The 25,078-nt window shown below is 70.7% G+C and carries 24 protein-coding genes and 1 pseudogene; 14 read left to right on the forward strand and 11 right to left on the reverse strand.

The window, feature by feature from the left end:
* Positions 1-164 precede the first annotated feature (164 nt).
* Positions 165-650: a carboxymuconolactone decarboxylase family protein gene (locus MICAU_RS01370; protein WP_013283476.1), complete on the forward strand. Its 486-nt coding sequence runs from the start codon at positions 165-167 to the stop codon at positions 648-650.
* Between the two features lie 9 nt (positions 651-659).
* On the opposite strand, the gene MICAU_RS01375 is transcribed toward MICAU_RS01370, so the two are convergent.
* Positions 660-1,751 (reverse strand): epoxide hydrolase family protein, encoded by a 1,092-nt coding sequence (locus MICAU_RS01375; protein WP_013283477.1) that lies wholly within the window; start codon positions 1,749-1,751, stop codon positions 660-662.
* Between the two features lie 94 nt (positions 1,752-1,845).
* On the opposite strand from MICAU_RS01375, the gene MICAU_RS01380 reads away from it, so the two are divergent.
* The 5 genes from MICAU_RS01380 to MICAU_RS01400 all read left to right on the forward strand — a co-directional run bounded on the left by MICAU_RS01380 (position 1,846) and on the right by MICAU_RS01400 (position 5,045).
* The gene (locus tag MICAU_RS01380; RefSeq protein ID WP_013283478.1) at positions 1,846-2,307 is read left to right on the forward strand and encodes a MarR family winged helix-turn-helix transcriptional regulator; all 462 of its coding nucleotides are present in this window, start codon (positions 1,846-1,848) and stop codon (positions 2,305-2,307) included.
* Positions 2,308-2,378: 71 nt separating this feature from the next.
* Complete coding sequence (locus MICAU_RS01385; RefSeq protein ID WP_244879709.1) at positions 2,379-2,981, forward strand: helix-turn-helix domain-containing protein; 603 nt, start codon at positions 2,379-2,381, stop codon at positions 2,979-2,981.
* Positions 2,981-3,352, forward strand: a complete 372-nt coding sequence (locus MICAU_RS01390; RefSeq protein WP_013283480.1) for a hypothetical protein — start codon at positions 2,981-2,983, stop codon at positions 3,350-3,352. Before MICAU_RS01385 ends, MICAU_RS01390 begins: the two co-directional genes overlap by 1 nt.
* Positions 3,349-4,254 (forward strand): ABC transporter ATP-binding protein, encoded by a 906-nt coding sequence (locus MICAU_RS01395; RefSeq protein WP_013283481.1) that lies wholly within the window; start codon positions 3,349-3,351, stop codon positions 4,252-4,254. The genes MICAU_RS01390 and MICAU_RS01395 overlap by 4 nt, the downstream gene beginning before the upstream one ends.
* On the forward strand, positions 4,251-5,045 hold the full coding sequence (locus MICAU_RS01400) for an ABC transporter permease (RefSeq protein ID WP_013283482.1): 795 nt from the start codon (positions 4,251-4,253) through the stop codon (positions 5,043-5,045). Before MICAU_RS01395 ends, MICAU_RS01400 begins: the two co-directional genes overlap by 4 nt.
* Here the strand turns inward: MICAU_RS01400 and MICAU_RS01405 are convergent.
* Positions 5,038-8,283 carry a helicase HerA domain-containing protein gene (locus tag MICAU_RS01405; protein ID WP_013283483.1) on the reverse strand — a complete coding sequence of 1,082 codons (3,246 nt, stop codon included), beginning with the start codon at positions 8,281-8,283 and terminating at the stop codon, positions 5,038-5,040. The two genes, MICAU_RS01400 and MICAU_RS01405, sit on opposite strands and share 8 nt — an antisense overlap.
* The gene (locus MICAU_RS01410) at positions 8,280-9,131 is read right to left on the reverse strand and encodes a hypothetical protein (protein ID WP_244879710.1); all 852 of its coding nucleotides are present in this window, start codon (positions 9,129-9,131) and stop codon (positions 8,280-8,282) included. The genes MICAU_RS01405 and MICAU_RS01410 overlap by 4 nt, the downstream gene beginning before the upstream one ends.
* 181 nt (positions 9,132-9,312) lie before the next feature.
* On the opposite strand from MICAU_RS01410, the gene MICAU_RS01415 reads away from it, so the two are divergent.
* Together MICAU_RS01415 and MICAU_RS01420 are read left to right on the forward strand one after the other, a co-directional pair.
* Positions 9,313-9,642 carry a CU044_2847 family protein gene (locus tag MICAU_RS01415; RefSeq protein ID WP_013283485.1) on the forward strand — a complete coding sequence of 110 codons (330 nt, stop codon included), beginning with the start codon at positions 9,313-9,315 and terminating at the stop codon, positions 9,640-9,642.
* A gap of 15 nt (positions 9,643-9,657) precedes the next feature.
* Positions 9,658-13,761 carry a trypsin-like serine protease gene (locus tag MICAU_RS01420; RefSeq protein ID WP_013283486.1) on the forward strand — a complete coding sequence of 1,368 codons (4,104 nt, stop codon included), beginning with the start codon at positions 9,658-9,660 and terminating at the stop codon, positions 13,759-13,761.
* Here the strand turns inward: MICAU_RS01420 and MICAU_RS01425 are convergent, their stop codons facing one another.
* Positions 13,762-14,676, reverse strand: a complete 915-nt coding sequence (locus MICAU_RS01425; RefSeq protein ID WP_013283487.1) for an NADP-dependent oxidoreductase — start codon at positions 14,674-14,676, stop codon at positions 13,762-13,764.
* A gap of 118 nt (positions 14,677-14,794) precedes the next feature.
* On the opposite strand from MICAU_RS01425, the gene MICAU_RS01430 reads away from it, so the two are divergent.
* The 3 genes from MICAU_RS01430 to MICAU_RS01440 all read left to right on the forward strand — a co-directional run bounded on the left by MICAU_RS01430 (position 14,795) and on the right by MICAU_RS01440 (position 16,735).
* Complete coding sequence (locus MICAU_RS01430; RefSeq protein ID WP_013283488.1) at positions 14,795-15,223, forward strand: winged helix-turn-helix transcriptional regulator; 429 nt, start codon at positions 14,795-14,797, stop codon at positions 15,221-15,223.
* 290 nt (positions 15,224-15,513) lie between these two features.
* The gene (locus MICAU_RS01435) at positions 15,514-16,119 is read left to right on the forward strand and encodes an endo-1,4-beta-xylanase (RefSeq protein ID WP_013283489.1); all 606 of its coding nucleotides are present in this window, start codon (positions 15,514-15,516) and stop codon (positions 16,117-16,119) included.
* A gap of 97 nt (positions 16,120-16,216) precedes the next feature.
* Positions 16,217-16,735: a cupin domain-containing protein gene (locus MICAU_RS01440; protein ID WP_013283490.1), complete on the forward strand. Its 519-nt coding sequence runs from the start codon at positions 16,217-16,219 to the stop codon at positions 16,733-16,735.
* A 15-nt stretch (positions 16,736-16,750) separates the two neighbouring features.
* Here the strand turns inward: MICAU_RS01440 and MICAU_RS01445 are convergent, their stop codons facing one another.
* From MICAU_RS01445 to MICAU_RS33530, 4 genes and pseudogenes are all read right to left on the reverse strand, one after another.
* A complete protein-coding gene (locus tag MICAU_RS01445) occupies positions 16,751-17,041 on the reverse strand; it encodes a hypothetical protein (RefSeq protein ID WP_013283491.1) in 291 nt (96 codons plus the stop codon).
* Between the two features lie 144 nt (positions 17,042-17,185).
* On the reverse strand, positions 17,186-18,796 hold the full coding sequence (locus MICAU_RS32975) for an endo-1,4-beta-xylanase (RefSeq protein ID WP_013283492.1): 1,611 nt from the start codon (positions 18,794-18,796) through the stop codon (positions 17,186-17,188).
* 27 nt (positions 18,797-18,823) lie between these two features.
* Positions 18,824-19,120, reverse strand: a complete 297-nt coding sequence (locus MICAU_RS33610; RefSeq protein ID WP_041798750.1) for a hypothetical protein — start codon at positions 19,118-19,120, stop codon at positions 18,824-18,826.
* Positions 19,117-19,428 (reverse strand): annotated as a pseudogene (locus MICAU_RS33530) (hypothetical protein); the annotation flags it as partial. The gene MICAU_RS33610 and the pseudogene MICAU_RS33530, both read right to left, overlap by 4 nt.
* A gap of 517 nt (positions 19,429-19,945) precedes the next feature.
* Between MICAU_RS33530 and MICAU_RS01465 the strand changes: the two are divergent.
* Positions 19,946-21,367: a helix-turn-helix domain-containing protein gene (locus MICAU_RS01465; RefSeq protein WP_013283495.1), complete on the forward strand. Its 1,422-nt coding sequence runs from the start codon at positions 19,946-19,948 to the stop codon at positions 21,365-21,367.
* Here the strand turns inward: MICAU_RS01465 and MICAU_RS01470 are convergent, their stop codons facing one another.
* Positions 21,368-21,934, reverse strand: coding sequence for an NUDIX hydrolase (locus MICAU_RS01470; RefSeq protein ID WP_013283496.1), 567 nt, complete (start codon positions 21,932-21,934; stop codon positions 21,368-21,370).
* Positions 21,935-22,025: 91 nt separating this feature from the next.
* On the opposite strand from MICAU_RS01470, the gene MICAU_RS01475 reads away from it, so the two are divergent.
* Positions 22,026-22,385: a transposase gene (locus tag MICAU_RS01475; protein ID WP_083791297.1), complete on the forward strand. Its 360-nt coding sequence runs from the start codon at positions 22,026-22,028 to the stop codon at positions 22,383-22,385.
* Positions 22,382-23,308: an IS3 family transposase gene (locus MICAU_RS01480; protein WP_013283498.1), complete on the forward strand. Its 927-nt coding sequence runs from the start codon at positions 22,382-22,384 to the stop codon at positions 23,306-23,308. Before MICAU_RS01475 ends, MICAU_RS01480 begins: the two co-directional genes overlap by 4 nt.
* Positions 23,309-23,377: 69 nt before the next feature.
* Here the strand turns inward: MICAU_RS01480 and MICAU_RS32320 are convergent, their stop codons facing one another.
* Together MICAU_RS32320 and MICAU_RS01485 are read right to left on the reverse strand one after the other, a co-directional pair.
* Complete coding sequence (locus MICAU_RS32320) at positions 23,378-23,749, reverse strand: hypothetical protein (protein ID WP_152748290.1); 372 nt, start codon at positions 23,747-23,749, stop codon at positions 23,378-23,380.
* Between the two features lie 35 nt (positions 23,750-23,784).
* Complete coding sequence (locus MICAU_RS01485) at positions 23,785-25,026, reverse strand: IS701 family transposase (protein ID WP_167545752.1); 1,242 nt, start codon at positions 25,024-25,026, stop codon at positions 23,785-23,787.
* Positions 25,027-25,078 lie beyond the last annotated feature (52 nt).

A 25,078-nucleotide genomic window follows, 5' to 3' on the forward strand; every position in this document is an offset into this window, starting at 1 on the left:
TGGCTCCTTCGCTGCTCGGTTGCGTTCCCCACCAGACGCCGGCCGCTGTCGCCGTGTGACAGCCGGTCGCTGTGGTGGTCCTCACCCGGTGCCGCCGTCACGCCGGGGCGGTCCCCGGCATCTCGTGTTCGTCCGACGTCCACCCCAGCAGAGAGGGCGCAACCATGCAGACCCGATTCAACCTGTTCGAGAACCCGGTCTCGGCGACGTTCATGAAGCGCTTCGCCGGTGCGGGCCTGATGATCCACCAGTCGTCGCTGCCCCGCACCGTCCAGGAGCTGGTGTCGCTGCGGGCCAGCCAGATCAACGGCTGCGGCTGGTGCATCGACATGCACACCAAGGAGGCGGTGGCCGGGGGCGAGAGCGCGGTCCGGCTGAACCTGGTCGCCGCCTGGCGCGAGTCGACTGTGTTCACCGAGGCCGAGTGCGCGGCGCTGGCGTTCGCCGAGGAGGGCACCCGGCTCGCCGACGCCCACCAGGGCGTGTCCGACGAGACGTGGGAGCAGGTGCGCAAGCACTACGACGACGACCAGATCGCCGCGCTGGTCTGCCTGCTCGGGCTGATCAACGCGGCGAACCGGTTCGCGGTGCTCGTGCACCAGCGCGGCGGCTCGTACGAGCCTGGGATGTTCGCGGCGGCCATGGGCTGAGCGCCGCCGTCACCGCAGGTTCCAGAAGAAGGACCGGACGTCGTCGACGAACAGCTCCGGCACCTCCAGCGCGGCGAAGTGACCACCCCGGTCGAACTCGCTCCACTGCCGGATCGTGTACGTCAGTTCGGCGATCGGCCGCACGGACCGGGTGATGTCGTGCGCGAACACGGCGACCCCGAGCGGGGGCGGGCAGGGCGCGGGCGGGCCACCGAACGCGCTCTCCCGCACCAGCCGCGCGGACGAGGCGGCAGTGCCGGTGAACCAGTAGACCGAGACGTCGGTGAGGACGCGGTCCACGCTGACGGCCGATCCCGGGTCGGTCCACTCGGTGAACTTCTCCGCGATCCACGCGAGCTGCCCGACGGGTGAGTCGTTGAGCGCGTACGACACGGTCTGCGGCCGGCTGGCATAGAGCACCTGATGAGGGTGCCGTTGCGTCTTGAGCCGCCTGATCCGGTCGAGCCGGTCCCGGTCCTCGCCTGACAGTCCGGCTTCCCCGGTCCAGCCGGGTGGCGGGGCCGTGGGCAGGTAGTTGAGGTGTACGCCGACGACGTGCTCCGGGTCGATGCCGCCGAGCCGGGTGGAGATGACCGAACCCCAGTCGCCGCCCTGTGCGCCGTACCGCCGGTAGCCGAGCCGGCGCATCAGCTCGGCCCAGGCGCGGGCGACGCGGTCGACGTCCCAGCCGCGCTCCCGGGTCGGCCCGGAGAAGCCGAACCCGGGGATCGACGGTACGACCAGGTGGAACTGTTCGGACAGCGGGCCGATCACGTCGAGGAACTCCACGACCGAGCCGGGCCAGCCGTGGGTGAGGATCAGCGGCAGCGCGTCCGGGTCGGCGGAGCGTACGTGCAGGAAGTGGATGTTCTGCCCGTCGATCGTGGTGGTGAACTGCGGATACCGGTTCAGCTCGGCCTCGGCCTCCCGCCAGTCGTACGCGGTGCGCCAGTGCTCGGCCAGCTCGCGTACCCGGGTCAGCGGGATGCCGTAGTCCCACCCGGCGTCCGGCAGCTCGTCGGGCCAGCGGGTGCGGGCCAGGCGGTCGGCCAGGTCGTCGAGGTCGGCCTGGGGGACGTGGATACGGAACGGCTCGATCACTGTCGCTCTCCGATCGTTGGTCACACTAACGTTGGTGCGGCCAACGGTATCGCAGATCGTTGGGGGTGCCAACGGTTTCGGTTAGGCTGGGTTCGTGGACAACCCGGAGCCGGATCTCGTACCGACCCGCCTGGCCGGCCTGCCGAGCTGGCTCATCACCCGGACCGCCGTACGCGCCGGGCGGCTGGTCGCCGACGGCCTCGCCGCTGTCGACGCGCGGGGTTACCACTTCCGGCTGCTCGCCACGCTCGACGAGTTCGGGCCGGCCAGTCAGGCGGCGCTCGGCCGGCGCAGCGGCATCCACGTCAGTGACGTGGTGGCGGCGCTCAACGAACTCGCCGAGCGGGAGTTCGTCACCCGCAGCCCGGACCCGGCCGACCGGCGGCGCAACGTCGTCACCATCACCGCAGCCGGGCGGCGGCAGTTGCGGCGGCTGGAGAAGCGGCTCGCCGCCGTCCAGGACGACCTGCTCGCGCCGCTGTCGCCGGACGAGCGCGCGGACCTGACCCGGCTCCTGTCGCGAGTGCTGGCCCACCACACCCGCCCGCCCGCCTGACCGCCGCCTTCCGGCGCGGTTCTCGGGCACGCCCTACCATTATCGTTCTCGATAGTGATAACGTCTGTGGCGTGACGACGTCGATGGAGCGGTGGGCGGAGATCGCGCTGCACCCGGTGCGGATCCGCATCCTGCGCGCGGTCGCCGGTGCCCGGGTGACCACGCACGACCTGGTCGAGCTGCTGCCCGACGTCCCGCAGGCCACCCTCTACCGGCACCTGGCGACGCTCGTGAAGACCGGGATGCTCGACGTGGTGCAGGAGCGCAAGGTCCGCGGGGCCGTCGAGCGGGTGTACGCACTGCCCGCGCACGGCGCGGCGCTGGACCCCGCAGCACTGGCGACGGCGACGCCGGAGGACCACGCGCGCTACTTCACCGCGTTCGTGTCGAGCCTGCTGTCCGAGTTCTCCCGCTACCTGGCGAGGGACTCCGTCGACTTCGTCGCCGACGGCGTCGGATACCAGCAGCTCGTCCTGCACCTGACCGACGCCGAGCTGCACGAGTTCGCGGCCGGGCTCAACGCGCTGGTCGGCCCGTTGCTCGCCAGAGGGCCCGGCGACGGACGGATCCCCCGGCTGCTGGCGACCATCCTGATGCCCGCCGACCGCCAGGCGGCCCCCGGCGACACGCACACATCAGCGCACGACTCCGACACGACGAAGGGCGACGACTGATGGCATCGGTAACGCTTGACCGCGACGTGATCGACATCCGGTTCACCGGATGGGAACGAATGTGGGTCGGCCGGGAGCGGTTCACGCTGCGCCTGGCCGCCGTGCGGCACGCCGCCCCGGTGGACGAGCCGATCCGGCTGGCCCGTGGCGCCCGGCGTGGGTACGCGGTGTCCGGCTTCGCCAAGGTCGGCGTCTGGGGCATCTTCGGCGGTCCCCGGCAGCTCGTGGCGGCCCGGCGCGGTAAGCCCGGTCTGCACCTGGTGCTGGACCGCGCGGCGGCCGGCGGGGAGTTCGACGAGGTCGTCGTCTCCGACCCGGCCGCGTCGCGCCTCGCCGAAACGATCGGGCGTGCGACGGGGAGCCGGCCATGACCGGCGACCGGCTGGCGATCGAGGCGTCGGGCCTGACCAAGCGCTACGGCGACGTCACCGCCGTCCGCGACCTGACGTTCACCGTACGACCCGGCGCGGTCACCGGCTTTCTCGGCCCGAACGGCGCCGGCAAGACCACCACGATGCGCATGCTGACCGGACTGGTGACGCCGACCAGCGGCGCCGCCACGATCGGCGGGCAGCCGTACGGCCGGCTGGCCCAGCCGTCGCGGACCGTCGGCGCGGTGTTCGACGGCAACGCGTTTCACCCCGGCCACACCGCCCGTGACCACCTGGGCGTCTACGCCGCGATGGCCGGCTGCCCGGACGGTCGCGTCGCGGAACTGCTGGATCTGCTGGGCCTCGCGCAGGCCGCCGACCGTCGTACCCGGGAATTCTCCACCGGCATGCGGCAGCGGCTCAGCCTCGCCACGGCGCTGCTCGGCGACCCCCGCGTCCTGCTGCTCGACGAACCGTCGAACGGCCTGGACCCGGAAGGCATGTCGTGGCTGCGCGGCCTGCTGCGCCGGCTCGCCGACGAGGGCCGCACCGTGCTCGTCTCCAGCCACGTCCTGCACGAGGTCCAGCAGGTGGTGGACGACGTGGTGGTGATCCGGCGCGGTGAACTCGTCGCCGCCGGGCCGTGGTCCCGGCTCACCGGCCCACCCACGGTGCTCGTCACCTCGCCGGACGCCACCGACCTGGCCGCCGCCCTGACGGCGGGCGCCGGGTCCGTCGAACCGGCCGGGCCCGGCCGACTGCGGGTACGCGGACTGGACGCGCCGCGCGTCGCCGACCTGGCCGCGGACCACCGGCTGCGGATCCACGAGCTGGTCACCGAGACCACGAGCCTCGAACAGCTCTTCCTCGACCTGACCACCGATACGGCGGAGGCCCGATGAACCTGATCAGAGCGGAACTACGCCGGATCCTGGCCACCCGCATGTGTACCGGGCTGCTGCTCGCCGCCCTCGCGCTCGGCGGCGGCCTGGTCGGGCTCATGGCGCTCGTCGGACCGGAGAACTTCGACCCGCCGATGCCCGGCCTGCACACCGAGGAGGGCCTGCGGTCGATCCTCGGCATCCTCGGTTTCACCGCCTTCGTGCCGGCCGCCGCCGGGGCCCTCGCGGCCACGTCCGAGTACCGGCACGGCACCGCCGCCGTCACGTTCATGTTCGCGCCGCGCCGAGGGCGGGTGCTCGCCGCCAAACTCGCCACCCACGCGATCGTCGGCCTCGGCTACGGGATCGCCCTGGCCGGCTCCGCCGCGGTGGCCCTGTTCACAGTCGCCGCCGCGCGTGGCGTGTCGCTGGGCCTGCCCGCTCCCACAGTGCTGGCGCTGCTCGCCCGCATCGGCGTCGCGATGGCGGTGTACCTGCTCGTCGGCACCGGCGTGGGCGCGCTGCTCCGCAACCAGGTCGCTGCCGTGTGCGTCGTGGTCGGCTACCTGTACCTGGCCGAGCCCGTACTGATGATGATCCCCGGCGTCAACGCGCTCTACCCGCTCCTGCCCGGCGGCGCCACCGCCGCACTCACCGACTTCACGTACGTCGCCGACGCGATGTCCGCGCAGCTCGGCAGCGACGCCGTCGCACTCCTGCCACCGGCGGCCGGCGCGCTGCTGCTGACCGGGTACGCGATCGCCGCCGCCGCGATCGCCGTTGTCGTCCCGATGCGCCGCGACATCACCTGAGCGTCGCGAGCCGGACGATCTCCTCGGCGGTCAGCGGGCTGCGGGGGTGGTGGGTCAGGCACATCGGCGCCTGCATCTTGACGAACCGGGCACCCTCCACCGCGGCGTAGAACTGGCCGGTACGCAGTTTGCCGATGTCCGGGACGTCGGTGCCCTTTGCCCTGGCCACATCCCGGGCCGCCTCGATCTGCACCGGCACGGTGAGCAGGCCGAAGAACTGCGTGGCGGCGTTGCCGGGGATCTGGTTGTGCAACGCCTTCGGCGCCTGGGTGGCGAAGACCAGCCCCAGCCCGTACTTGCGGGCCTGCGAGGTCAGCGCGAGCGTGCTCTGGGTGCAGGCGGTGACGGCGCCGGACGGAGCCAACGTCTGCGCCTCGTCCATGACGAAGAGTCCACCGAGTGGCCGGTCCCCGGCCGGATGGCGCTTGATCCAGGTGAACAGGGCGAGTTGCAACTGGTTGACGAAGCTCTGCCGCTGATTCTCCTCGGGCAGACCGGCGAGGTTGATCACCGAGACCCGGGCGCGGCGACCGGGTGGCGGGGTGAGCAGTTCGCCCGGGTCGACAGGGGTTCCGACGCCGCCCAGGAGCGGATCGTTGATCAGGGCGGCCTTGAGCAGCTGTGCCATGCCGGCGGCCAGTTTGGGCGCGCTTTCGAGCTGACTCACCCCGTCCGGTAGGTCGTTGAGGACGTCGGTGAACTCACGCAGGTCACTCGCGCCGCTGCGCGCGTAGCCGATCAGCGCCTCGCGCAGCACGGCCCGGCCGAGCCGGGCCTTGTCGGTGCCGCCGTCCACCCGGGCGTGCGGGGCGAGCGTGGCGACGGCGGCGTTGACGGCCGAGGTGAACCCGTCCGGGTCGTCGAGCACGTCGGCGAAGGCCGGCAGCGGCTGGAAGCTCAACGGCCGGCCGGCCTGCCGTCCCGGGGTCCAGACGACCACGTCGGTGCCGGCCAGGTATTCCGCCGCGCGGCGGGCGTCGTCGGCGCCCCAGCCCGGCGGCGGCGCGGGCCAGCCCTCGCCGAGCCGGGCCAGGTCGTTGTTGGGGTCGAGCACGATGGCCGACACGCCGCGCAGGGCGCACTCCTCGACCAGGCGGCGGATCAGGACGGTCTTGCCGGAGCCGGAGCCGGCGAAGATGACTGTGTGTCGACGCAGCGCCTCCAGGTCGATGCCGACCGGGTCGGGCCGTCCGGTGACAGTGCCGATCTCCATCCGCTCCGGGTCGATGCCCGCAACCGGCGGCAGGGGAGCGACCACCGGCGGCACCGGGACGGGATCGGCAGAGCGCGGTGCGGCGGTGACCGGCGGTGGCTTCCCGACCGAGGGCCGGTCCGGCGCCTCCTCCGGTCCCTCTTCGGCCCGGACGGCTGCCGGCTCGCCCGGCCAGTCGCCCAGCGCCTCCCGCAGGCAGGTGATGTCGGACGCCGGCCGGCGATCGGCGAACCACGGCCGCAGCGTCTCCCGCCCGTAGTCCTGGATGAGTTGTTCGAGCGCGGCCAGCCGGGCGACGTCCGGCGCGTTCAGGGGAAGCCGCCGGCCGCCGGCCCGCTCGAACGCGTCAAGCACCTCGCGGGTACGGGCACCGGCCGACCACTCCGCGCTTCGCAGCAGGAAGAGCCGGCGTTTGGCGACCCCCTCGGTGAGCCCGGCGGTCGTGATCGCGTTGCGGATCCGGTTGAGCACGGCGATGTGGTGCGGCGCGGAGATCGCCCGGAACGACCAGTGCTCCTCGTCCTCGCTGTCCTCGCTCAGGCTGTGCCGTAGCCGGGCGTGCAGCGCCGGCTTGGTCCCGGCGGGGATCGGGTCGAGGCTGAACGCGTCGACGGCCGCGCCCTGCGCGGCGATCCACGCGGTCAGGCCGGCTTCGAGCAGGCGCGGGACGCGGCCGTCCTCCGACTGCGGGGACAGGGCGGAGGTGGTGTCGGCGGCGGCGACCAGCTCCGCGTACCGGGCGTCGATCTTGCCGAATCCGTTCGTCCGCTCTTCCGGGGGCGGCCCGGTGACCGGGGCGTGGGCGAGTCCGTCGGCGGCGCGATCGCCGGTCGTGTGCAGCAGGTGCCGCAGTTCCCGCGCCTCACCGTCGGCCAGGCAGGCCCGGACGTGTGCGTCGATCCGTCGCAGCAGCTCACGGGGGGTGAAGCCGACTACTTCCTGGAACGCGTCCGGGTGGACCGGCCAGGTGGGGTGGGGCGGTGTGAACCCGAGGCCCTCGAAGAGCACCGCGAACCGCTTCTCGACCAGCTCGCGACCCACCTCGACGGACGGGATCTCCTTGAGCGGGGCGGCTTCCCGGAACCGGTCCTGGACGGTGTCCGTCGCCTGCTGCTGGATGCTGCGCCACGTCTGCGGCAGGCACGAGACGACGGACAGGGTCCGGCGAGTGGTCTCGCGCAGCGCCATCAGGCCGCTGGCGACCTGTTCGAGCAGGAGCGACGTCTGCCAGTCCGCCTCGCCCCGGGCGTCCTGGTTCGTGGCCTTCACGGACTGGGCGATCATCAGGTCGATCTGGTCCACCGCGATCACGGTCGGGCCGACGACGGCGAGCAGCCGGGAGATGTCCCGGACCACCTCCTGGGGAGCCCGTCGGTTGCGCCGCAGCCCCCACCCGGCCCGTTGGCCGGGCTCCTCCTCGTCCATCGAGGACAGAAAGTCGTAGCCGATGTCCTGCACCGCGGACTGCTCGGCCGCGTAGAGCACCAGGGCCCGCGCGGTGTCCTGGCACTCCGTGCCGATCTGGCGGTCCTTCTTGCGGATCAGGTCGGCGAACGCGTCGAGCGTCGACCGGCTGAGTTCGGTCTCGCCGGCGACCGCGCGCCGTACCGTCCGAGGCGCCCCCACCTCGTCGGCCAGCCGGCGCAGGAACGTCCGCAGCTGGGTCGTCTCGTCCGGCATCGGCCGGACAAGGCCCTCCAGCATCGAGATCGCGGTGCGTTGCCAGAACGTCCGGGCCTCGAGCAGCTCGACCAGGAAGAAGAACCCGCCGCGTGCCTGCACCTGCTGGCGGACCGTGCCGATGAGGTGGGTCTTGCCGGTGCCGCGCTGGCCGAGGATGGCCACCCCCACCGGACTGGAGTCGGTGCTGGCCTGAGCCTCCGCGAAGCTGTCCAGGACCGTCGTGACGACGTCGTGGTGCAGGCCCTCCACGTGAAACGGCGTGGGTTTCCAGACGTCGTCCGGGGTCGGAGCCCAGTTGAACCTCAGCGCTGCGAGGGCACGGCGTTGCTCGTCACCGATCATGACGAGATGGCGACCAGATGCTTGTCCTGGTTGCCGATGGTCACCGCCGCCGCCCGCTCCTGCGGCTTGAGGACCTTCTGGTTGGACTCGGGCACCAGGTGTACGCCACGCTCCCGATTGAGCGTCATGAGTGCGGCGTCGAACTCGGGGCGGGACAGGTCGGTGAGAGCGCCGCGAAGGTCGGCCAGCATCACGTAGTCACCGGGCTTGGCGGCCAGCTCGTGGTACGCCTGCCGGATCAGCGCGACCGCGTCGACGGCTGGTGCCCCCGACGACGTCACCGGCGGCGCGACGACCTCGTCCCGGTTGATCTGCATCCGGAAGAGGTCGTCGGCGCGGGTCCCGGAGTGGTCGATCAGCCGGCGCAGGAAGTCGAGCGCGACGTAGAGCGTGCCGCCGGCGGTACCGGCACCCTTGGGTGGCTCCGCGCCCAGCTCCTCCGTGGCCCGATCCCATCCTCTGTCGGTGAGCGCCAGGGTGATGGGCTTCTCCGTAACCTCGATCAGGCCGAGTGACTGAAGTCGGCGGCGGTGATCCGCTTTCAGCCCGATTCCGGCGACATTGGTGAAGTAGGTCTGCGGCAAAGGCGCCGCCTTCACCATCAGCGTGACAAGAATGCACCGGTCGACGAGGGTCAGTTCCTTTTCCGGCATGCGGATGCTCCTCTGCGGCACGAGCTCCCACCGCGTCGACGGTGTGATCGAAGGCTCGGAAGGGGTGGCCATGATCGAGGTGGGCAACGAGGGCTGGCCCCGGCGCACGGGCCGATTCTGCCGACGGTGCCGGACTCGCGCAAGGTCACCGATCTCGCTGACGAAAGCCGACAGGGCCGCGTAGTGGATCTCCAACGGTCCTGCGTGGACGGCTCGATTGAAACGCCTGTTCGGCGGCTTCGGCGCGGTTCGCCGTCCCGACCATTGCGAAGTGACAAGGACAGCGGGCAGCATGGCAGACCGGTGAGAGGGCCGGAGTTCTGCTCCGCCGCGAGCCCTCCTGCCTGTTCTCCTGAAATACGTCACGGAGGTGACCGTGCAGTCTGAGGTGGTCCGCTACCAGGTCGATGACGAAACGGTTGCCTTGATCGAAGTCGAGCCGACGCCCGGTTTCCAGCCCGCCGGCTTCGGCGATGTCGCCGGCTGGGTACGCGAATCCGCGGCGCCGGCGGTCGCCGCCGCCCGGGAATTGCTGGAACAGGTCAAGACCGTTTCTCCAGACGCGGTGGAGGTGCGCTTCGGGATCAAGGCCACCGGCACGGCGAGCTGGGTGGTGGCGAAGGCGACCGGAGAGGCGAACTTCGAGGTCACGCTCGCCTGGCAGCCGGACGGCCCCACCGATCGCGGTGCCGGCCCACGGCGCTGACGGCCGGGTCGGCCCGTGACAGCGGCCCCGGACGAGAGCTCGTGGGCGGTTGCTCTGCACCGCGAGGCGGACCCGCACACGGCGCTCGGCACCGGCATCGTGATCGCCACCAACCTGGTGCTCACCTGCCACCACGTGGCGTTCGCCACCGACGGCACCCTCCGCCCTGATCTCATGGTCGCCTTTCCACGCGCACCCAAGGTCGCCTACTTCGATCGGCGCAAGGTCCGGCAGTGCCGGCACGACGGCATGCGGGAGGCGTACGTCGATCTGGTCGTGCTCGAACTCGTCGAGCCGGTGCCGGCCACCGTCACCCCGGCGCGGCTGCGCTGCCTCGCCCCCGAGCCGCTGCTCGACCGTCCCTTCTGGGCGTACGGCTTCCCGACGGGAGTGGTCGGTGGCCTCCAGGCGACCGGTTCCGTCGTCGAAACCGGCGGGTACGGCCACGTCACCATCGACAGCGGCGCCTCCGGGCCGCTCAGCAAGGGGTTCAGCGGGGGCGCCCTGTGGTCCCCGGAGTACGAGGCGGTGGTCGGCGTCGTCGTCACGGCCGACGGCAAGGGCAAGGGTCAGGCGGTGACCCTGCACCACGCCGACGAACAGGTGCCGGCGATGACGTTGGGCGCGTTGTCGGCCTGGCGGGTCGAGGACGCCGACGACGCCGCCCTCTCGGCCTGGGGGTGGACGTTGAGCACCGACGGTGAGGCCGGCCGGCACTGGCTGCCCCGAGCGCGGGGCGTCGCCGTGGACACCGAGGGTGGCGCGCGGTTCCGGGGTCGTACGGCCGCGCTCCGGCGGATCGTCGACTTCATCGACGGGGAGGCGCCCGCCACCCGGCCGCTGATCGTCACGGGCTCACCCGGGGTCGGTAAGTCCGCCGTCCTGGGCCGTGTCGTGACCACGGCCGACCAGCAGATCCGGGCCGGCCTGCCGGGCGGCGACAACGCCGTGCGGGCCACTGTCGGCTCGGTGTCCTGCGCCGTGCACGCCAAGGGCAAGACCGCGCTCGAGGTGGCGGTCGAGATCGCACGGGCCGCCGCCGTCGAACTGCCCGGTGCGCCGGCTGACCTGATGCCGGCGGTGCGGGACCGGCTGGCGCGTCGTCCGGCTCGTTTCGCGCTCGTCATCGACGCGCTGGACGAGACGGCCGCCCCCGGTCAGGCGCGGCAGGTCATCGACGACGTCCTGCTACCGCTGGCCCGGGAGTGCGGCCGGTACGGCGTCCGGGTGGTCGTCGGCACCCGGCGCGGCGACGACCGGGGTGACCTGATCTCCTGCTTCGGTGATCCGGTCGAGCTGGTGGATCTGGACACGCCCGAGTACTTCGCCGAGGCCGATCTGATGAACTACGCCCTGGCGACCCTGCGGCTGCTGGGCGCGGAACGGCCGGGCAATCCGTACACCGACCCGGCGGCGGCCGCCCCGCTGGCCCGCCGCATCGCCGGGCTGGCGAAGGGGAACTTCCTGGTGGCCGGTCTCGTCGCCCGGGCACACGCGCTGCGCGACATCGAGCCGGTCGACCCGGCCTCGGTGTCGTTCACCGCGACAGTGGCCCATGCGCTCGACTCCTACCTGGCCGGGCTGCCGGCTGCCGGCTCGGCCTCCGCCCGGCTCGCCCTCACCGCCCTGGCGTACGCCGAGACGCCGGGCCTGCCGCTGTCGCTCTGGCGGATCGCGGTGACCGCGCTCGGCGGTACGGTCACCGAGGACGAACTCCTCGCGTTCGCCCGTACGTCGGCGGCGAACTTCCTGGTCGAGACCGGCGGCGGTAGCCAGCCCGCGTACCGCCTGTTCCACCAGGCCCTCAACGACGCGTTGCTGGCCGGGGCATCGCGGCGGGACGATCAGCGACGGCTGGTCGCGGCCTGGACGGACCTGGCTGCTGAGGTGGGATGGGCCTCGGTGCCCGACTACCTGCGGCGCTCCCTGCCGCAGCACGCCTCCCGCGCCGGGCTCGTGGAACGGCTCCTCGCCGACGAGGACTACCTCCTGCACGCGCACCTGGAGCGGTTGCTCTCGGTCGTCGACATGGAGAGACCGTTGGAACCGTTGTCCCGATCACGGGTACGGCTGCTGCACCGCACGCCGCTCGCGGTCGCGGCGGCGCCGGCCGAACGCGCCGCCCTCTTCTCGGTGGTCGACCGACTCGACGGGCTGGGCAGCGGGATCGAGGCCGACCCCGCGCCGTACCGCGCGCGCTGGGCGCACACCCCGCCCCGGCAGGAGCGCAGTGTGCTGGACGGGCATTCGCAGGCCGTCTACGACGTGGCAGCCGTCGAGCTGGACGATCGGTGGTTGCTCGCCTCCGCCGGTGACGACGGCACGGTCCGGCTCTGGGATCCGTTGACCAACCAGGCCGTGGCGGTCTTCACCTGTCACGGCGACACGATCCGCGGGTTGTGCGCCGTCCGTACCGGCGCCGGCGAGACGCTGATCGCCACCGCCAGTCACGACGGGACTGTCGGCCTGTGGGATCCGCGAACCGGTCAGCGCCGGCACGAACTGCGCGGGCACGACGACTGGGTCCGCAACATCTGCGTCATCCCGTTGCCGGACGGCGACCTGCTCGCCTCGGCCGGCGACGATCGGACGGTCCGGATCTGGGATCCGGTGACCGGGACGCAGCGCTACGCGTTGACCGGCCACTCGGGCTGGGTGACCGCTGTGACGTACGTTCCGGCGGGCGGCCGGCACCTGCTCGCCTCCACCGGTTTCGACGGCGTGGTCCGGGTCTGGGAGCCGACATGTGACACGCGCCCGGCGCTGACTCTCACCGGACACGTCGGCTGGGTGACCACCCTCTACGCCGTCCGTGCGCCTGGCGGCACGTTGCTCGCCTCGGCCGGCTACGACGGTACGGTCCGGCTCTGGGATCCGCAGAGCGGCGAATGCGTCCACATCCTCGCCACCGGCGGACCTGTCACGGACCTCTGCACGGTCGAGGTCGACGAGGGCTGTCTGCTCGTGTCGACAGGTGAGGACGGGCTCATCCGGATCTGGGACGTGTCGACCTGGACCATTCGGCCGAGCCTGCGGGGACATGCGAGCTGGATCCGCGCGGTCTGCGAGCTGCGTACGGCGAAGGACCGGATGCTGGCGACGGCGGGTGACGACGGCACGGTGCGGCTGTGGGATCCGGCGGGCGGCCGACCGGACACGGTCGCCGAGCGGGACCGGCTCGGGCCCGTGCACAGCCTCTGCGCGGTCCCCGGCGAGCGGCCGGGTCTCGTCGCCTCCGGCGGCGCCGACGGGCGCGTGGGCGTCTGGGACGCCGCCACCGGCGAGCGGTTGCGGGAGATTCCGACACCCGGCGGGCCGGTCAACGCGATGTGCGCGGTCGCCGACGTCGAGGAGCCATTGCTCGTCACCGCGCAGGACGACAACACGGTCGGGACGTGGAGTGTGCGGCACGGCGCGCAGATGGGGTCGATGACCGAGCACCACGCCCCGGTGGCGGCGGTCTGTCCGATCGTCATCGGCGGTGAGACGCTCGTCGCGTCGGCCGGCGACGACCAGGCCATCCGGCTCTGGCACCCGCAGACCGGCGCCGTGCGGGCGGTCCTGCTCGGGCACGTCACCCGTGCCTGGGTGACCGCCCTCGCGACGGTCCGGTGGCCCAGTGTGGAGGCGCTCGCCTCGGCCGACAAGAGCGGCACGGTGATGCTGTGGGGCGGTGGTGACACACCGGTCTGGACCCGGCAGGGACACCAGGACGCGGTCACCGCGCTCTGCGGGCTCGTCGTTGCGAATCGCCGGATGCTGGCGTCGGCCAGCGCCGACCACACGATCCGGCTGTGGGACGCCGAGTGGGGCGAGCCTGTGGGCGTGTTCACCGGCCACACGGCTGCCGTCACCGGGCTGAGCCTGGTGCGCGTCGGCGGACGGGATCTGCTCGCCTCGACCAGCCGGGACCGGACGGTACGGATCTGGGATCCGTCCACCGGCCGGGTGTTGCATACCATCCCCGTCTACCACCCGGCGCTCACCTGCTGCACGGTCGGCGGAACGTTGCTCGTCGGCCTGGACCAGGGCTTGCTGGCGTTGGACGTCGGCGGCCGGAGCGACGTGCCACCCGAGGCCGCAGACCGTGCGGTCGCTCGGGTGGCGGTGCGCTGCTGATCAGGGGCGCAGCACGTAGCGTCCGCGTACCCCGCCCTCGGCCACCGCCCGATGCGCGTCCGCCACCCGGTCCAGCGGCAGGACCGCGTGCACCCGGGCCGGCAGCTCACCGGCTGCGGTGCGGGCGAGCAGGTCGGCGAGGCGTACCCCGTCGGGGCGCACGTCGACCGCGCGCACCGTGACGCCGCGCTCGGCGGCCGGGTGGGCGTTCGGCCGTACGCCGACGAACACGCCGCCGTCGCCTACCAGCGCGAGCCCCTGGTCCTGCCATCCGGCGGCGTCGGCGACCGCGTCCCAGCCCGGCTCGGCCGCCGTGATGAAGTCGGCCCCGAGTCCGCGGACGAACTTCTCGTCCCCGGCCCGCGCCAGGCCGGTCACCCGCCATCCCCGGTCCCGGGCGAGCGGCACGACGTAGCCGCCCACCGCACCGGCCGCGCCGGTGACGAGCAGCCGGCCGTCGGCGGGAGGGTCGCCGAGCAGGTCGACGATCTGCGCCGCGGTCTGGCCGTTGAGCGGCACCGTCGCCGCCGCCACCAGATCCAGATCATCGGGTACGACGGCGACGTCGGCCGCGGCTACGACGAGCTGCTCGGCGTACGTGCCGAAGTCGCGGTCGAACCCGCCGACCAGCCCGGCGACCCGGGTGCCCACGGCGAGGTCGACGCCCGGCCCGGCCGCGGCGACGACACCGGCGAAGTCCCAGCCCAGGCCGGTGTGGTGCGGCTGGTGGATGAGCCCCAGCGAGTGGAAGAAACCGCCGACGACCCCGAGGTCGGCCGGGTTGACCGGTGCCGCCGCGACGTCCACCCGGACCTCGCCGGGCCCCGGCTCGCGCTCCGGAACGTCGATGATCTCGATCGTGTCCCGTCCGCCCGGAGCGCGGACGACGGCGGCGCGGAAGGTACGCGTACCCATGATGGTGTCTCCTTGTTCTTGAGGAATGCCCTGCTCCACGATGGAGGGGTAACTTTCTTTCGGGAAGTACGCACTTCGGAGTGCGTTGGGTACCCCCGGGTAGGAGGAGGTGCGGACGATGCCGACGCAGACGGCGGCGGAGAAGCGGGCGCAGGCGCGTGAGGAGTACGACGCGTTCCTCGCCGGCTGCCCGAGCCGGCAACTCCTGGACCGGATCTCCGACAAGTGGGTGGCGCTGATCCTGGCCGCGCTCGGCCGCGACGGCCCGGACCGCAACGCGGAGCCGCAGGTCATGCGCTACTCCGAGCTGTCCCGTCGGCTGGCCGGGGTCAGTCAGAAGATGCTCACCCAGACGTTGCGGTCCCTGGAACGCGACGGCTTGGTCACCCGCACCGTGACGCCGAGCGTGCCGGTCACAGTCACCTACGAGCTGACCGACCTCGGTCAGTCGCTGCACCGGCTGATGTACGGCATGAAGCTGTGGGCCGAGGCGCACATGGACGAGGTGCACGCCAACCGCGAGCGGTACGACGCCGCCGATCGCTGAGCGGCCGGGCCGGGAATCTCCGAAACTTTCGGTCCGCGTCCCGGTTCTCGTTGCGCTTCGCTCTCATGGTCATGCATGGACTCCCGCGCTGATCAGCCGGTTGAGTCCATGTTCGCGTTGACATCGACATTGACCGATCGTGCCGTCGCGGATATCTTCCCAGGGAAGTTACCGGTACATCTTCGAAAAGTTTCAGGGCAGTGACGCGGGGAGTGAGCGCACCGCCGGCTCTCATCCGCGTCCAGCCGGGCATCGCCAGCGCATCATCGTCCGATATGCAGAGGAGTGTCATGAAACATCTACCGAGGCGCAGTCACCGGGTGGTGCTGGCCGCCGTCACCAGCGCGCTGGCACTGGCCGGTGCCGCGCTCGTGGTGCCCAGCCTGGCCCAGGCGGCGGCGAGCACGCTCGGCGCCGCCGCGGCACAGTCGGGCCGGTACTTCGGCACCGCCATCGCGGCGAGCCGGCTCGGCGACTCCACCTACAGCACCATCGCGGCCCGTGAGTTCAACATGATCACGGCCGAGAACGAGATGAAGCCGGACGCGCTCCAGCCCAACCAGGGCCAGTTCAACTTCTCCTCCGGCGACCAGATCTACAACTGGGCGACTCAGCGTGGCCTCCAGGTCCGCGGCCACACGCTGGCGTGGCACGCCCAGCAGCCGGCCTGGATGCAGCGCCTGAGCGGCAGCTCGCTGCGCACCGCCATGATCAACCACATCAACGGCGTGATGGCCCACTACCGGGGCAAGCTGGCCGCGTGGGACTACATCATGCCGCCGTTCGACCGGTCCGGCTTCGGGCGTCGTATCCGGCCGGTGACCGACGCGGTCGAGCGATCGCCGTTGAAGTTCTTCGGCATGGCCCTGGCAGTGGTCGCCCGCCGACCGGCGTGACGGTCCACCAGGACACCCAGGTTTAGCGGCTTTCCGGATGGCTATGAGGGGTATCGATCCGCAGACCCATGAGCAGACCCGCGAGCGAGGAGAGCCGATGGCCAGCGTTGCGATCCCGTCCGACGATCCGACCCGTACCCTCGTCCACGCCCGTCCCGACGACCCCGCCCTCACGCACCTCGCCATCGCGGGCGGCACCTACACGATCCTGGTCACCGGCGAGCAGACGGCCGGCCGGTACTGCCTGATCGACATGCGCGTTCCGCCCGGCGGTGGACCGCCTCCGCACCGGCACGACTTCGAGGAGATGTTCACGGTGCTCGACGGGGCGGTGGAGTTCACGTTCCGGGGCGAGCAGACCGTCGCGCGGGCCGGGGAGACAATCAACATTCCGGCGAACGCGCCGCACTTCTTCCGTAACTCCTTCGACCAGCCCGCGCGGCTGCTGTGCATGTGCACGCCAGCCGGGCAGGACGAGTATTTCCTGCGCGTGGGCGACCGGGTGGACGGTCCCACCTCGCCGCCGCCGGCTCTCACCGACGAGGAGCAGGCCGAGCGCCGGAACCGGGCCGCCGCGCTGGCCGCCGAGTACCGCTCGGAGTTGCTTGTCCCTTGACCCGGCGGGCACGAGTCAGGCGTGCCGGGCGGCGATCTCTCGCAGGCCTTCGTGGAACGTGACCATCTCGGTGTCGCTCTGGTCGATGGTCCGCAGGCGGCGGGTCACGCCCTCAACGAGCGCTGCCGCGATTCGCTCGGCTCGATCCGGTTCCATGCCCGGCAGCCTCAGCAGGCCCATCGCCCGGGCGGGCCACAAATGTAGCTCCAGGTCGTCGTCCTGGAGCATCCCGGCCGGCACCGACTCGATGATGTTCGCGTAGACGCGACCCTGGATGTACCACTCCCGGTCGGCGTCGAAGACCACGATGACTATTGCCGTCTCCGCTCCCCCGTGCGCCCGGCCGCCTCACACACTCCGATCCAGCCTAGTGCTCAGAGACGCGACGAGCGGGCCCGGTGTTCGCGTCCACACCGGGCCCGCCCGTCGCGCGCCTTCCGTACGAGGAGGTCAGCTCGTCGCGACGAGCTGGAACCGCTGGTTGGCCTGGCCGTTGCAGTCGTAGATCTGCACCTGCTGGCCGTTGCCGGTGCCCCAGACGTCGAGGCAGCGGCCGGACTGGACTCCGGTGATGGTGCCGTTGGAGTTGACGTTCCACTGCTGGTTCGTCTGCCCGTTGCAGCTGTAGATCTGGACGGCCGAGCCGTTGCCGGAACCGGCGGCGTCCAGGCACATCGAGCCGTACACGGTCAGCTGCCGGCTGGAGGTGTACGTCCACCGCTGGTTGGTCAGGCCGTGGCAGTCGTAGAGCTGCACCCGGGTGCCGTTGCTCTGCGAGGAGTTGGGTACGTCGATGCACCGGCCGGACTGGTTGCCGACGATCCGGCTCGCGCCGTTGGTCGGCGGCGGCGTGGTCGGCCCGGCGGTCGGGGTCGGTCCGGCGGTCGGCGACGCGGTCCCGGTCGGCGTGGGGTTGGGCGTCGCGGCGTTGAGGACGTTGAGGACCGAGGTGTACGCAGCCTTCTTGTTGCCTCCGCCGTCGAACAGCAGCGGGTTCTCGTTGGAACGCCACGAGTCGCTGTCGCGCACGCCCCACACCGTGATGCCGATGCAGCGCGGCACGTTCAGACACGCCTGCGTCAGACCCGCGTACTGGCTGGTCGACGAGTTGGTGACGTCGACCTCGGTCAGCGCCACGTCGACGCCGAGGGCGGCGAAGCTCGATAGCGTGGTCTGGAAGTTGCCCGGCAGCGAGCTGCCACCGGTGAAGTGCGTCTGCAACCCGACGCAGTCGATCGGCACACCGCGGGACTTGAAGTCCCGGATCATGTTGTAGACGCCCTGCGTCTTGCCGTACGACCAGTTCTCGATGTTGTAGTCGTTGTAGCAGAGCTTCACCGACGGATCCGCCGCCCGAGCGGTACGGAACGCGACCTCGATCCAGTCGTTGCCGGTGCCCTGCAGGTTCGACTGGCGGCGGCTGCCGTCCTCGTTGAACGCCTCGTTCACGTAGTCCACCGCTACCGGCTCCAGCCCGGCCCGCCGGAGCTGCGCGGACAAGCCGCGGGCGGTGAAGCAACGGGCATCTGCCAGCCGCCGGTGCAGCGGCACGATCCACGGCAGGAACGGACCCCGCGCGGGCCGGTACCGCTTCCCGCGGATCAGGAACCCATGAGTCTCGAACGGGAACCACCGGTTGGGCGTCGTCAGGGCGAAGCAGCCGCCGGGAACGAGCACGCGACGGACCTGCCGCAGGGCGGCATCGAGGTCGTCGATGTGCTCCACCACCTCGATGGCGGTGACCAGGTCGAAGCTCTCGTCCGGGTAGTCCAGCTCGGTAGCGGACAACTCCCGCACGTTGATCTTCTGGGCCGCCGCCGGATAGTCAGCCAGCCGCTCCCGGAACAGCGCCAACCGATCCTGCTGGATGTCCACGGCCTCGATCTGCTCGAACGCGCCGACCAGCCGCATCGTGTACGTGCCGTCCCCGCAGCCGATCTCCAGTAATCGTCGGCCGGTCAGCGATGTGTGCCGGCTCAATGTGCCCAGCCGCTTCGCCACCCCACGCTCGCCGAACGCGCTGCCGTGCCCCAGGCCAAGATTGCGAGTCGTATTCACCATGGTCGCTGACACTAACCCTAACGAGCGTTAGCGTGGGGGCACCGCTCTCGATGTGATCTCCGCCGACGGTGGCCGCTGCCGTGCTGCTGGCATCGGTTGGTCGGCTTCTCTCGTCCAACCGAGAAAGCGCCGGTGCAGCATCCCGGCCGGCGTCCACGGCATGTCCTCGGTGGCCTGGATGAGGTAGGAGCCGAGGTAGAGCGCCAGCGACACCGGCGCGCCGGCGAACTCCGCGCGTAGCTCCTGCTTCCGCGTAGGGCAAGGCCAGGGCAGGTCGCAGCCGCCACAGCTCCATACCGGCATCACCGGACCGTGGGTGGTCACCGCACACCATCCAGGAAACGAGCGGTGATCGTCCGTGCCTGCCGGCTGGTCGCCCACTCAACCTGCCAGCACGGGTACGGAGTCAGCCGCGACCACCAGGCGCGGCAGCCGGTGCACATGCCGTCGAAGCCTCGGACATGCACGGCCAGGATCGCCTGCTCCTGGTCGTCCTTCACTGCGGGTCCTCTCCCGGCCAGTAGCCACGATTGATGGGAATTCGGTGCCGGGCACAACACGGCAGGTCGGCTCCGCAGCGGCAGATCCGCCGCCATTTGCGCCAGCACCAGACCGGCCGATGCCTCCGGGCGAAAGTGAGGGCCGTCGCGATCAGGTACTCCTCGTACGAGACGTGCCGCCTGCTCGGAGGCATCCGGCCGCGCCCGCCGATGGCCATCCGGCTCACCGCTGCTTCGTCGGGACGTCCGGCGCCGGCCCTCGGTCGTCCTGGGATCGCCGTAGCTGCGCTGCGTGGTCGAGTAACCGCTGGCGAGCCGCCACGTACTCGGCGTCCTGGTACTGCTGCCCTCTCCGGGGCGGTGGTTGGGGCTTGGGTTGCCGGAGCAGCCACCGGAAGAACTGGTCCAGGTGGCCACGCGTCGTCACGAGCCTGCCCGCTCAGGGCCGGAGACGGCGTCCCATTCCGGCACGCCATTCGGGTCGTCGGCATCGAAGTCCATGCCGGACACGGTTCCGTTGACTGAGCTTCGGCGACCATGTCGAGAGGTCATGTCACGGTGACATGAGCACATTCGACCTGCTGGTGCGCCGACCGTAGGCTCCGGGCTGAGCACCTTGGGTAGTCGCCCGACAACGCTGGGAGCCGTTGTGCTGCTAGGGAATCTCCGGATACCTGATGACCTCTGGTCGCGAGAGGACGTGCACACCGCCTTGGCGAGCCGTGACATAGGCGCACTGTTCCGGCTGCTCGCCCGGCACACGGGTGCAAGCCAAACCCGCATAGGTGCGGCCGTCGGCCTTGAGCAGGGCTACGTCAGCCGCATCATCGCCGGCCGACGGGTGACCTCGATCGACGTGCTGGAACGGATCGCCACCGGTTGTGGCATGCCCGACGACGCCCGGATGACCCTGGGCCTCGCGCCCCGCCCGCGGTCATATCGCCCGGCCATGGCGGATCACTCCCGCGGTCGGCACAGTGACGTGCCGGCCAACCGGTCCTGGCGCGAGGACGTCCGGGCGGCCGCGCAGCTATGGGAAGGCGATGTGAACCGTCGAGACATGCTTCGCCAGACAGTGTTCAGCTCCACGGCATACACCCTGCCCGCCCTACGCTGGTTCACCGCCACCACGGCGCAGCCCGTCGACCAGGAGGGGCGACGGGCAGTCGGTCAACCCGACATCGACACCATCCGCCAGATGACCGCCACCTATCGGCGACTCGACAACCAGTACGGCGGCGGGCACGCGCGCGACAACGTCACCCGCTTTCTGCACCACGAGGTCACACCCCTGGTCATCGAGGGCCGGTACGACCCGGCGACCGGACGCAGACTGCTCATCGCCGTTGCCGAACTGGCCCAACTCGCCGGTTGGCAGGCGTACGACATGGCCGAACACGGCCTCGCGCAGCGCTACCTCACTCAGGCCCTGGACCTGGCCAGAACGGCCGGCGACGCCGGGCTGGGCGCCGAGATCCTCGCCGCGATGAGCCACCAGGCCACCTACCTCGGGCACGCCGCCACGGGCATCGACCTCGCCCGCGCCGCCCGGCAAACGGCACAGCGCGCCGGTCTCACCGTCCTGACTGCCGAAGCGCTGGTCATGGAAGCCCACGCTCACGCTGTCGCCCTCCACGAACGTGACTGCGCCGCCGCGCTTCACCAAGCAGAGCAAGCCCTGGACCGCGCGGACCGCAGCAGCGACCCGCAATGGCTCGGCTACTTCGACGAGGCGTACCTGTCGGCCAAGTTCGGCCATTGCTTTCACGCGCTCGGCCAACACCGTCGAGCTGAACGCTTCGCGGCTCGCTCCCTGAAGATGGACGAGCGCTACGTACGCGGGAAGGCGTTCAACCTCGCCCTGCTGGCCAGCGTCCACGCTCGCCACGGCGAGCCGGAACGTGCCAGCGCCATCGGCACGGAAGCCCTCACCCTGACCACACAGCTACGGTCGGCCCGTGCCGTCCGTTACGTGCGCGACCTGCAAACCGGTCTGACACCTCACCGCCGCAAGCCAGCAGTACGGCAGTTCATCACCCGGGTCGACGCGGCACTCGGCCAACGGCGCTGACTACAGCTCACCCCTAGCCCTGCGCGCCACCAGTTCCAACACGGCGATCACCGTGCCGGCACCAACGATCTCTCCCTCGGAGACGAGTCGTCGCGCCTCCCCCAGCGGAATCCAAGCCACCCGCTCGGTCTCGTTGACGTCCACGGGGGCGCCGATGTGCTCCGCCTCCCGGGCAAGGAACAGCAAGTTTTCGGCGTCCGCGGTCGCCACCCACGGCTGAAACGACAGCAACGGCTCGACTGCCTCGGGACGCCACCCGGTCTCCTCCTCGACCTCCCGGACCGCGCACTTCGCCGGATCCTCGCCCTCGTCGACGTAGCCGCCGGGCAGCTCCCACACCCACCGGTCGAAGACAAACCGGTGCCGTCGCATCAGAAGCAGGCGCTCCTGGCCGTCGAGCACGGCAACCATGGCCGATCGGGGTGCCCGGATCACGTACTGCTCGAAGCGAACCCCGTCCGGAAGCTCCACGTCCGCGATGCTCAACCGGGAGCGCCGGCTGCCGTCCACGACCCGCTCACCATGAATCGTCCACCGCGTCGACCTGCCAGCCACTTCGTCCGTCACTCGGCCAGTATCCGACCGGTGGCGCCGGAACGCTGTCGAGCGGTGCCCCGACGACTCGACTCGGTCCCGACCGTGAGCTACCCCCGCTTTCATGGAGCTTCTTGATCATGGTCTGATGGCCGTGGGGAGGAAGTTGTCCGTGGCAGCACCGAAGAAGTACCCCGATGAGCTACGTCAGCGCGCTGTGCGTTTGTACCGCGAGTCGGATCCGAAGCCGGTGATCCGGCGCCTGGCCGAGCAGCTTGGTGTGCATCACGAGGCGTTGCGGAACTGGATCCGCCAAGCCGAGGCCGACGCCGACGAGCGTCACGACCGGCCGACCAGCGAGATGGCGGAGGAGAACCGCCGGCTGCGCAGGGAGGTCGCCGAGTTGCGGCGGGCGAACGAGATCCTGAAGGCCGCGAGCGCGTATTTCGCGGCGGAGCTCGACCCGACCCGGCGACGGTCATGAGGTTCATCCACGAACACCGTGACCAGTTCGCGGTCGCGCTCCTGCTACGGGTCCTCAACATCGGCGCCTCGACCTACTACGCGTGGGTGAAGCAGGTCGAGCAGCCCTGCGACCGCGACGTGGTCGACCTGGGTCTGGTCTCCAACATCCACGAGATCTGGGAGACATCGGGGCGCACCTACGGCGCTGACCGGGTCCACCGGCAGCTACGCCGTGACGGCATCCGCGTGGGCCGTAAGCGGGTCGAGCGGTTGATGGCGCAGCAGGGCTGGCAGGGCGCGTTCCTGCGTCGAGGCTGGCGCGGCGGCTCCACGAAGCAGGATCCCCGGCACACGCCGGCGCCGGATCTGGTCAACCGGCAGTTCACCGCCGACGGGCCGAACCGGCTCTGGGTCGCCGACGCCACCCGCATCCCCTGCGGTGAGGGCGTGTTCTGGTTGGCTGCGGTCCGCGATGCGTTCTCCCGCCGGATCGTTGGGTGGAAGACCTCCGACCGCTGCGACACCGACCTGATCCTCGCCGCCCTCGAATACGGCATCTGGTCGCGCGACGTCCGCGACGGCCAGTTGATCCACCACTCAGATCGCGGGTCGAACTACACGTCGTTTCGCTTCGCGGAACGCTTACAGGACAACGGGATCCTGCCCTCGATGGGATCCGTCGGCGACTCCTACGACAACGCGCTGATGGAGAACTTCTGGTCGACGTTGAAGATCGAACTCGTCTACCGCACGAGCTGGCGGACCCGCGACGAGGCCGAGAACGCGATCTTCGCCTACATCGACGGCTGGTACAACACCCGCCGCATCCAGAAGGAACTGGACTACCTCAGCCCGAACGAGTACGAGACCGCCTGGCACACCCGCCAGACGCAACCATCCGAGCCACCTATCGCCACCCCTGCGCCAGCCGGCAGCAGGTAACCACCGCTCCATCAAAGCGGGGGGAACTCACCGCCGCTTCCTCCGCGCCGGATGTACGAACCCTGCTCATCAGGCTGACAGGCACGGCCAGGATTGAGGCCACGCTTCCAGGCGAATGACTATTCGCAGGAGGCTTGCCTCAAACGCGGCCTCATCAAGATCGCCTCCCCGGCGTCGGGACCACAACTCGCTCAGGTCATCTTCGATGGCACCAAGTTCGACGAGTCGGTCGGCGCAGGCGAGGCTTCTCTGACGCGCCTCGGCCGGGTTGCCGGAGTCGGTGGCCATCTTGTCTGTGACCACGGTCAGTGTGCAGCGTGCCTCTGCCGTGATGCCACGGCCGGCGGTCTCGACTGCCCGCAGAGTCCCTTCGGGCCCTCGAACGATCTCGACGAACAGGCCGAGCAACCGTGAATTGCGTACGAGAGGTCCGTCCGTCATCGCCCACCCTCTAGTACTCCAGCCGGGGATTGTGATCACGGCTCGGTGAGGGCTTGCCGGGCGTAGTGGCTGGTCATGGCTCGTTGTTGGTGACGGCGTCGGCGTACGGACCAGAGCAGTGGGTCGCAGTGGCGGCGGGTGGGTTCGATGATCAGGATGTTGAACAGGTGGCGTAGTTCGTTGGCGGTCAGCGCGATCAGCCCGGCCGGGTCGGGACGGCTGCGGTGGGTGGTCGCGGCGGCGAGGAAGGCGTGGGCGAGGATCGCCAGGGTGGTCCAGCGGTGCCAGGACGTCCAGCGGCGGTTCTGGTGCTGGTCCAGGCCGAGTCCGGTCTTCGCGGCTTGGAACGACTCTTCGATCTTCCAGCGGCGGCCGGCCACCAGGACGAGGCTGCGTAGCGGGACGGTCTCGGATGCCCAGCAGCGGTAGAAGGCCAGCTCACCGGTGCGGCGGTTGCGGCGGATCAGCAGCCAGTGGTGCCCGCCGTGGGCGTCGGCGGCGTGTGGCAGTGCGGTGAAGGACCAGTCGTAGTAGCGGTAGCCTTTCGCGCCTCGACCCGCGGAGAGCCGCTGCCAGGCGGTGGCGGGAAGACCGGCGGCGAGGGCGTCAGCGCGGTAGACGCCAAGGCCGGTGGTCACCTGATGAGAGCAGGCCACGGCCAAGACGTAGCCCAGTCGCAGCTGTCGGAGCTGGGCTGCCAGGCGTGGATCGTTGCCGTAGGCCTCGTCGCCGGCTACCCATCGACACGGCAGCCCGGCGGTGACCGCTGCGGTGATCATCCGAGACGACAGCTGTGGCTTGGTCGCGAACCGCACCTGCTCAGGGACGCCGGCCTCGGCGCGGCGCTCAGGGTCGTCGCACCAGGATTTGGGGAGGTAGAGCGCCGTGTCGAGCATCGCGTGACCAGCATCGGTGGCGTAGACGAGGTGCACGGCCACCTGACAGTTCTCGATCTTCCCGGCGGTGCCCGAATACTGCCGCTGCACGCCGACGGTGTGCCGGCCCTTCTTCAGATCGCCCGTCTCGTCGATGACCAGCACAGCCTCAGCATCACCGAGGTGGTGGCCGACGAACTCACGGACATCGGCACGGACCTCGGCATCGTCCCACTTCACCCGGGTCAGCAGGTCCTGCATCCCATCCGGACCCGCGTCACCGGCATGCTCCGCGATCGTCCAGCAGTTTTTCCGCGGTAACGGCGCCAGCAAGCCCCGAACGAAGTCACACACCCGACGGCGAGGCTCTGGCCTGCGGAAACGCTGCCCGATCGTCAGCATCAGGTCGTCGAACAACACCCGCCACCGCTGGGCGTCTACCCTGTATCCGGCA

The organism is Micromonospora aurantiaca ATCC 27029, assembly GCF_000145235.1.
Classification (GTDB): domain Bacteria; phylum Actinomycetota; class Actinomycetes; order Mycobacteriales; family Micromonosporaceae; genus Micromonospora; species Micromonospora aurantiaca.

Bases quoted from the DNA above. Each gene is read 5' to 3' on its own strand.
- MICAU_RS01400 (WP_013283482.1), top strand. From the start codon at position 4,251: ATGAACCTGATCAGAGCGGAACTACGCCGGATCCTGGCCACCCGCATG.
- MICAU_RS01480 (WP_013283498.1), top strand. From the start codon at position 22,382: ATGAGGTTCATCCACGAACACCGTGACCAGTTCGCGGTCGCGCTCCTG.
- MICAU_RS01425 (WP_013283487.1), bottom strand. From the start codon at position 14,676: ATGGGTACGCGTACCTTCCGCGCCGCCGTCGTCCGCGCTCCGGGCGGA.
- MICAU_RS01370 (WP_013283476.1), top strand. From the start codon at position 165: ATGCAGACCCGATTCAACCTGTTCGAGAACCCGGTCTCGGCGACGTTC.
- MICAU_RS32320 (WP_152748290.1), bottom strand. From the start codon at position 23,749: ATGACGGACGGACCTCTCGTACGCAATTCACGGTTGCTCGGCCTGTTC.
- MICAU_RS01440 (WP_013283490.1), top strand. From the start codon at position 16,217: ATGGCCAGCGTTGCGATCCCGTCCGACGATCCGACCCGTACCCTCGTC.
- MICAU_RS01390 (WP_013283480.1), top strand. From the start codon at position 2,981: ATGGCATCGGTAACGCTTGACCGCGACGTGATCGACATCCGGTTCACC.
- MICAU_RS01395 (WP_013283481.1), top strand. From the start codon at position 3,349: ATGACCGGCGACCGGCTGGCGATCGAGGCGTCGGGCCTGACCAAGCGC.
- MICAU_RS01485 (WP_167545752.1), bottom strand. From the start codon at position 25,026: ATGCTGACGATCGGGCAGCGTTTCCGCAGGCCAGAGCCTCGCCGTCGG.
- MICAU_RS32975 (WP_013283492.1), bottom strand. From the start codon at position 18,796: ATGGTGAATACGACTCGCAATCTTGGCCTGGGGCACGGCAGCGCGTTC.
- MICAU_RS01430 (WP_013283488.1), top strand. From the start codon at position 14,795: ATGCCGACGCAGACGGCGGCGGAGAAGCGGGCGCAGGCGCGTGAGGAG.
- MICAU_RS01405 (WP_013283483.1), bottom strand. From the start codon at position 8,283: ATGATCGGTGACGAGCAACGCCGTGCCCTCGCAGCGCTGAGGTTCAAC.
- MICAU_RS01475 (WP_083791297.1), top strand. From the start codon at position 22,026: ATGGAGCTTCTTGATCATGGTCTGATGGCCGTGGGGAGGAAGTTGTCC.
- MICAU_RS01435 (WP_013283489.1), top strand. From the start codon at position 15,514: ATGAAACATCTACCGAGGCGCAGTCACCGGGTGGTGCTGGCCGCCGTC.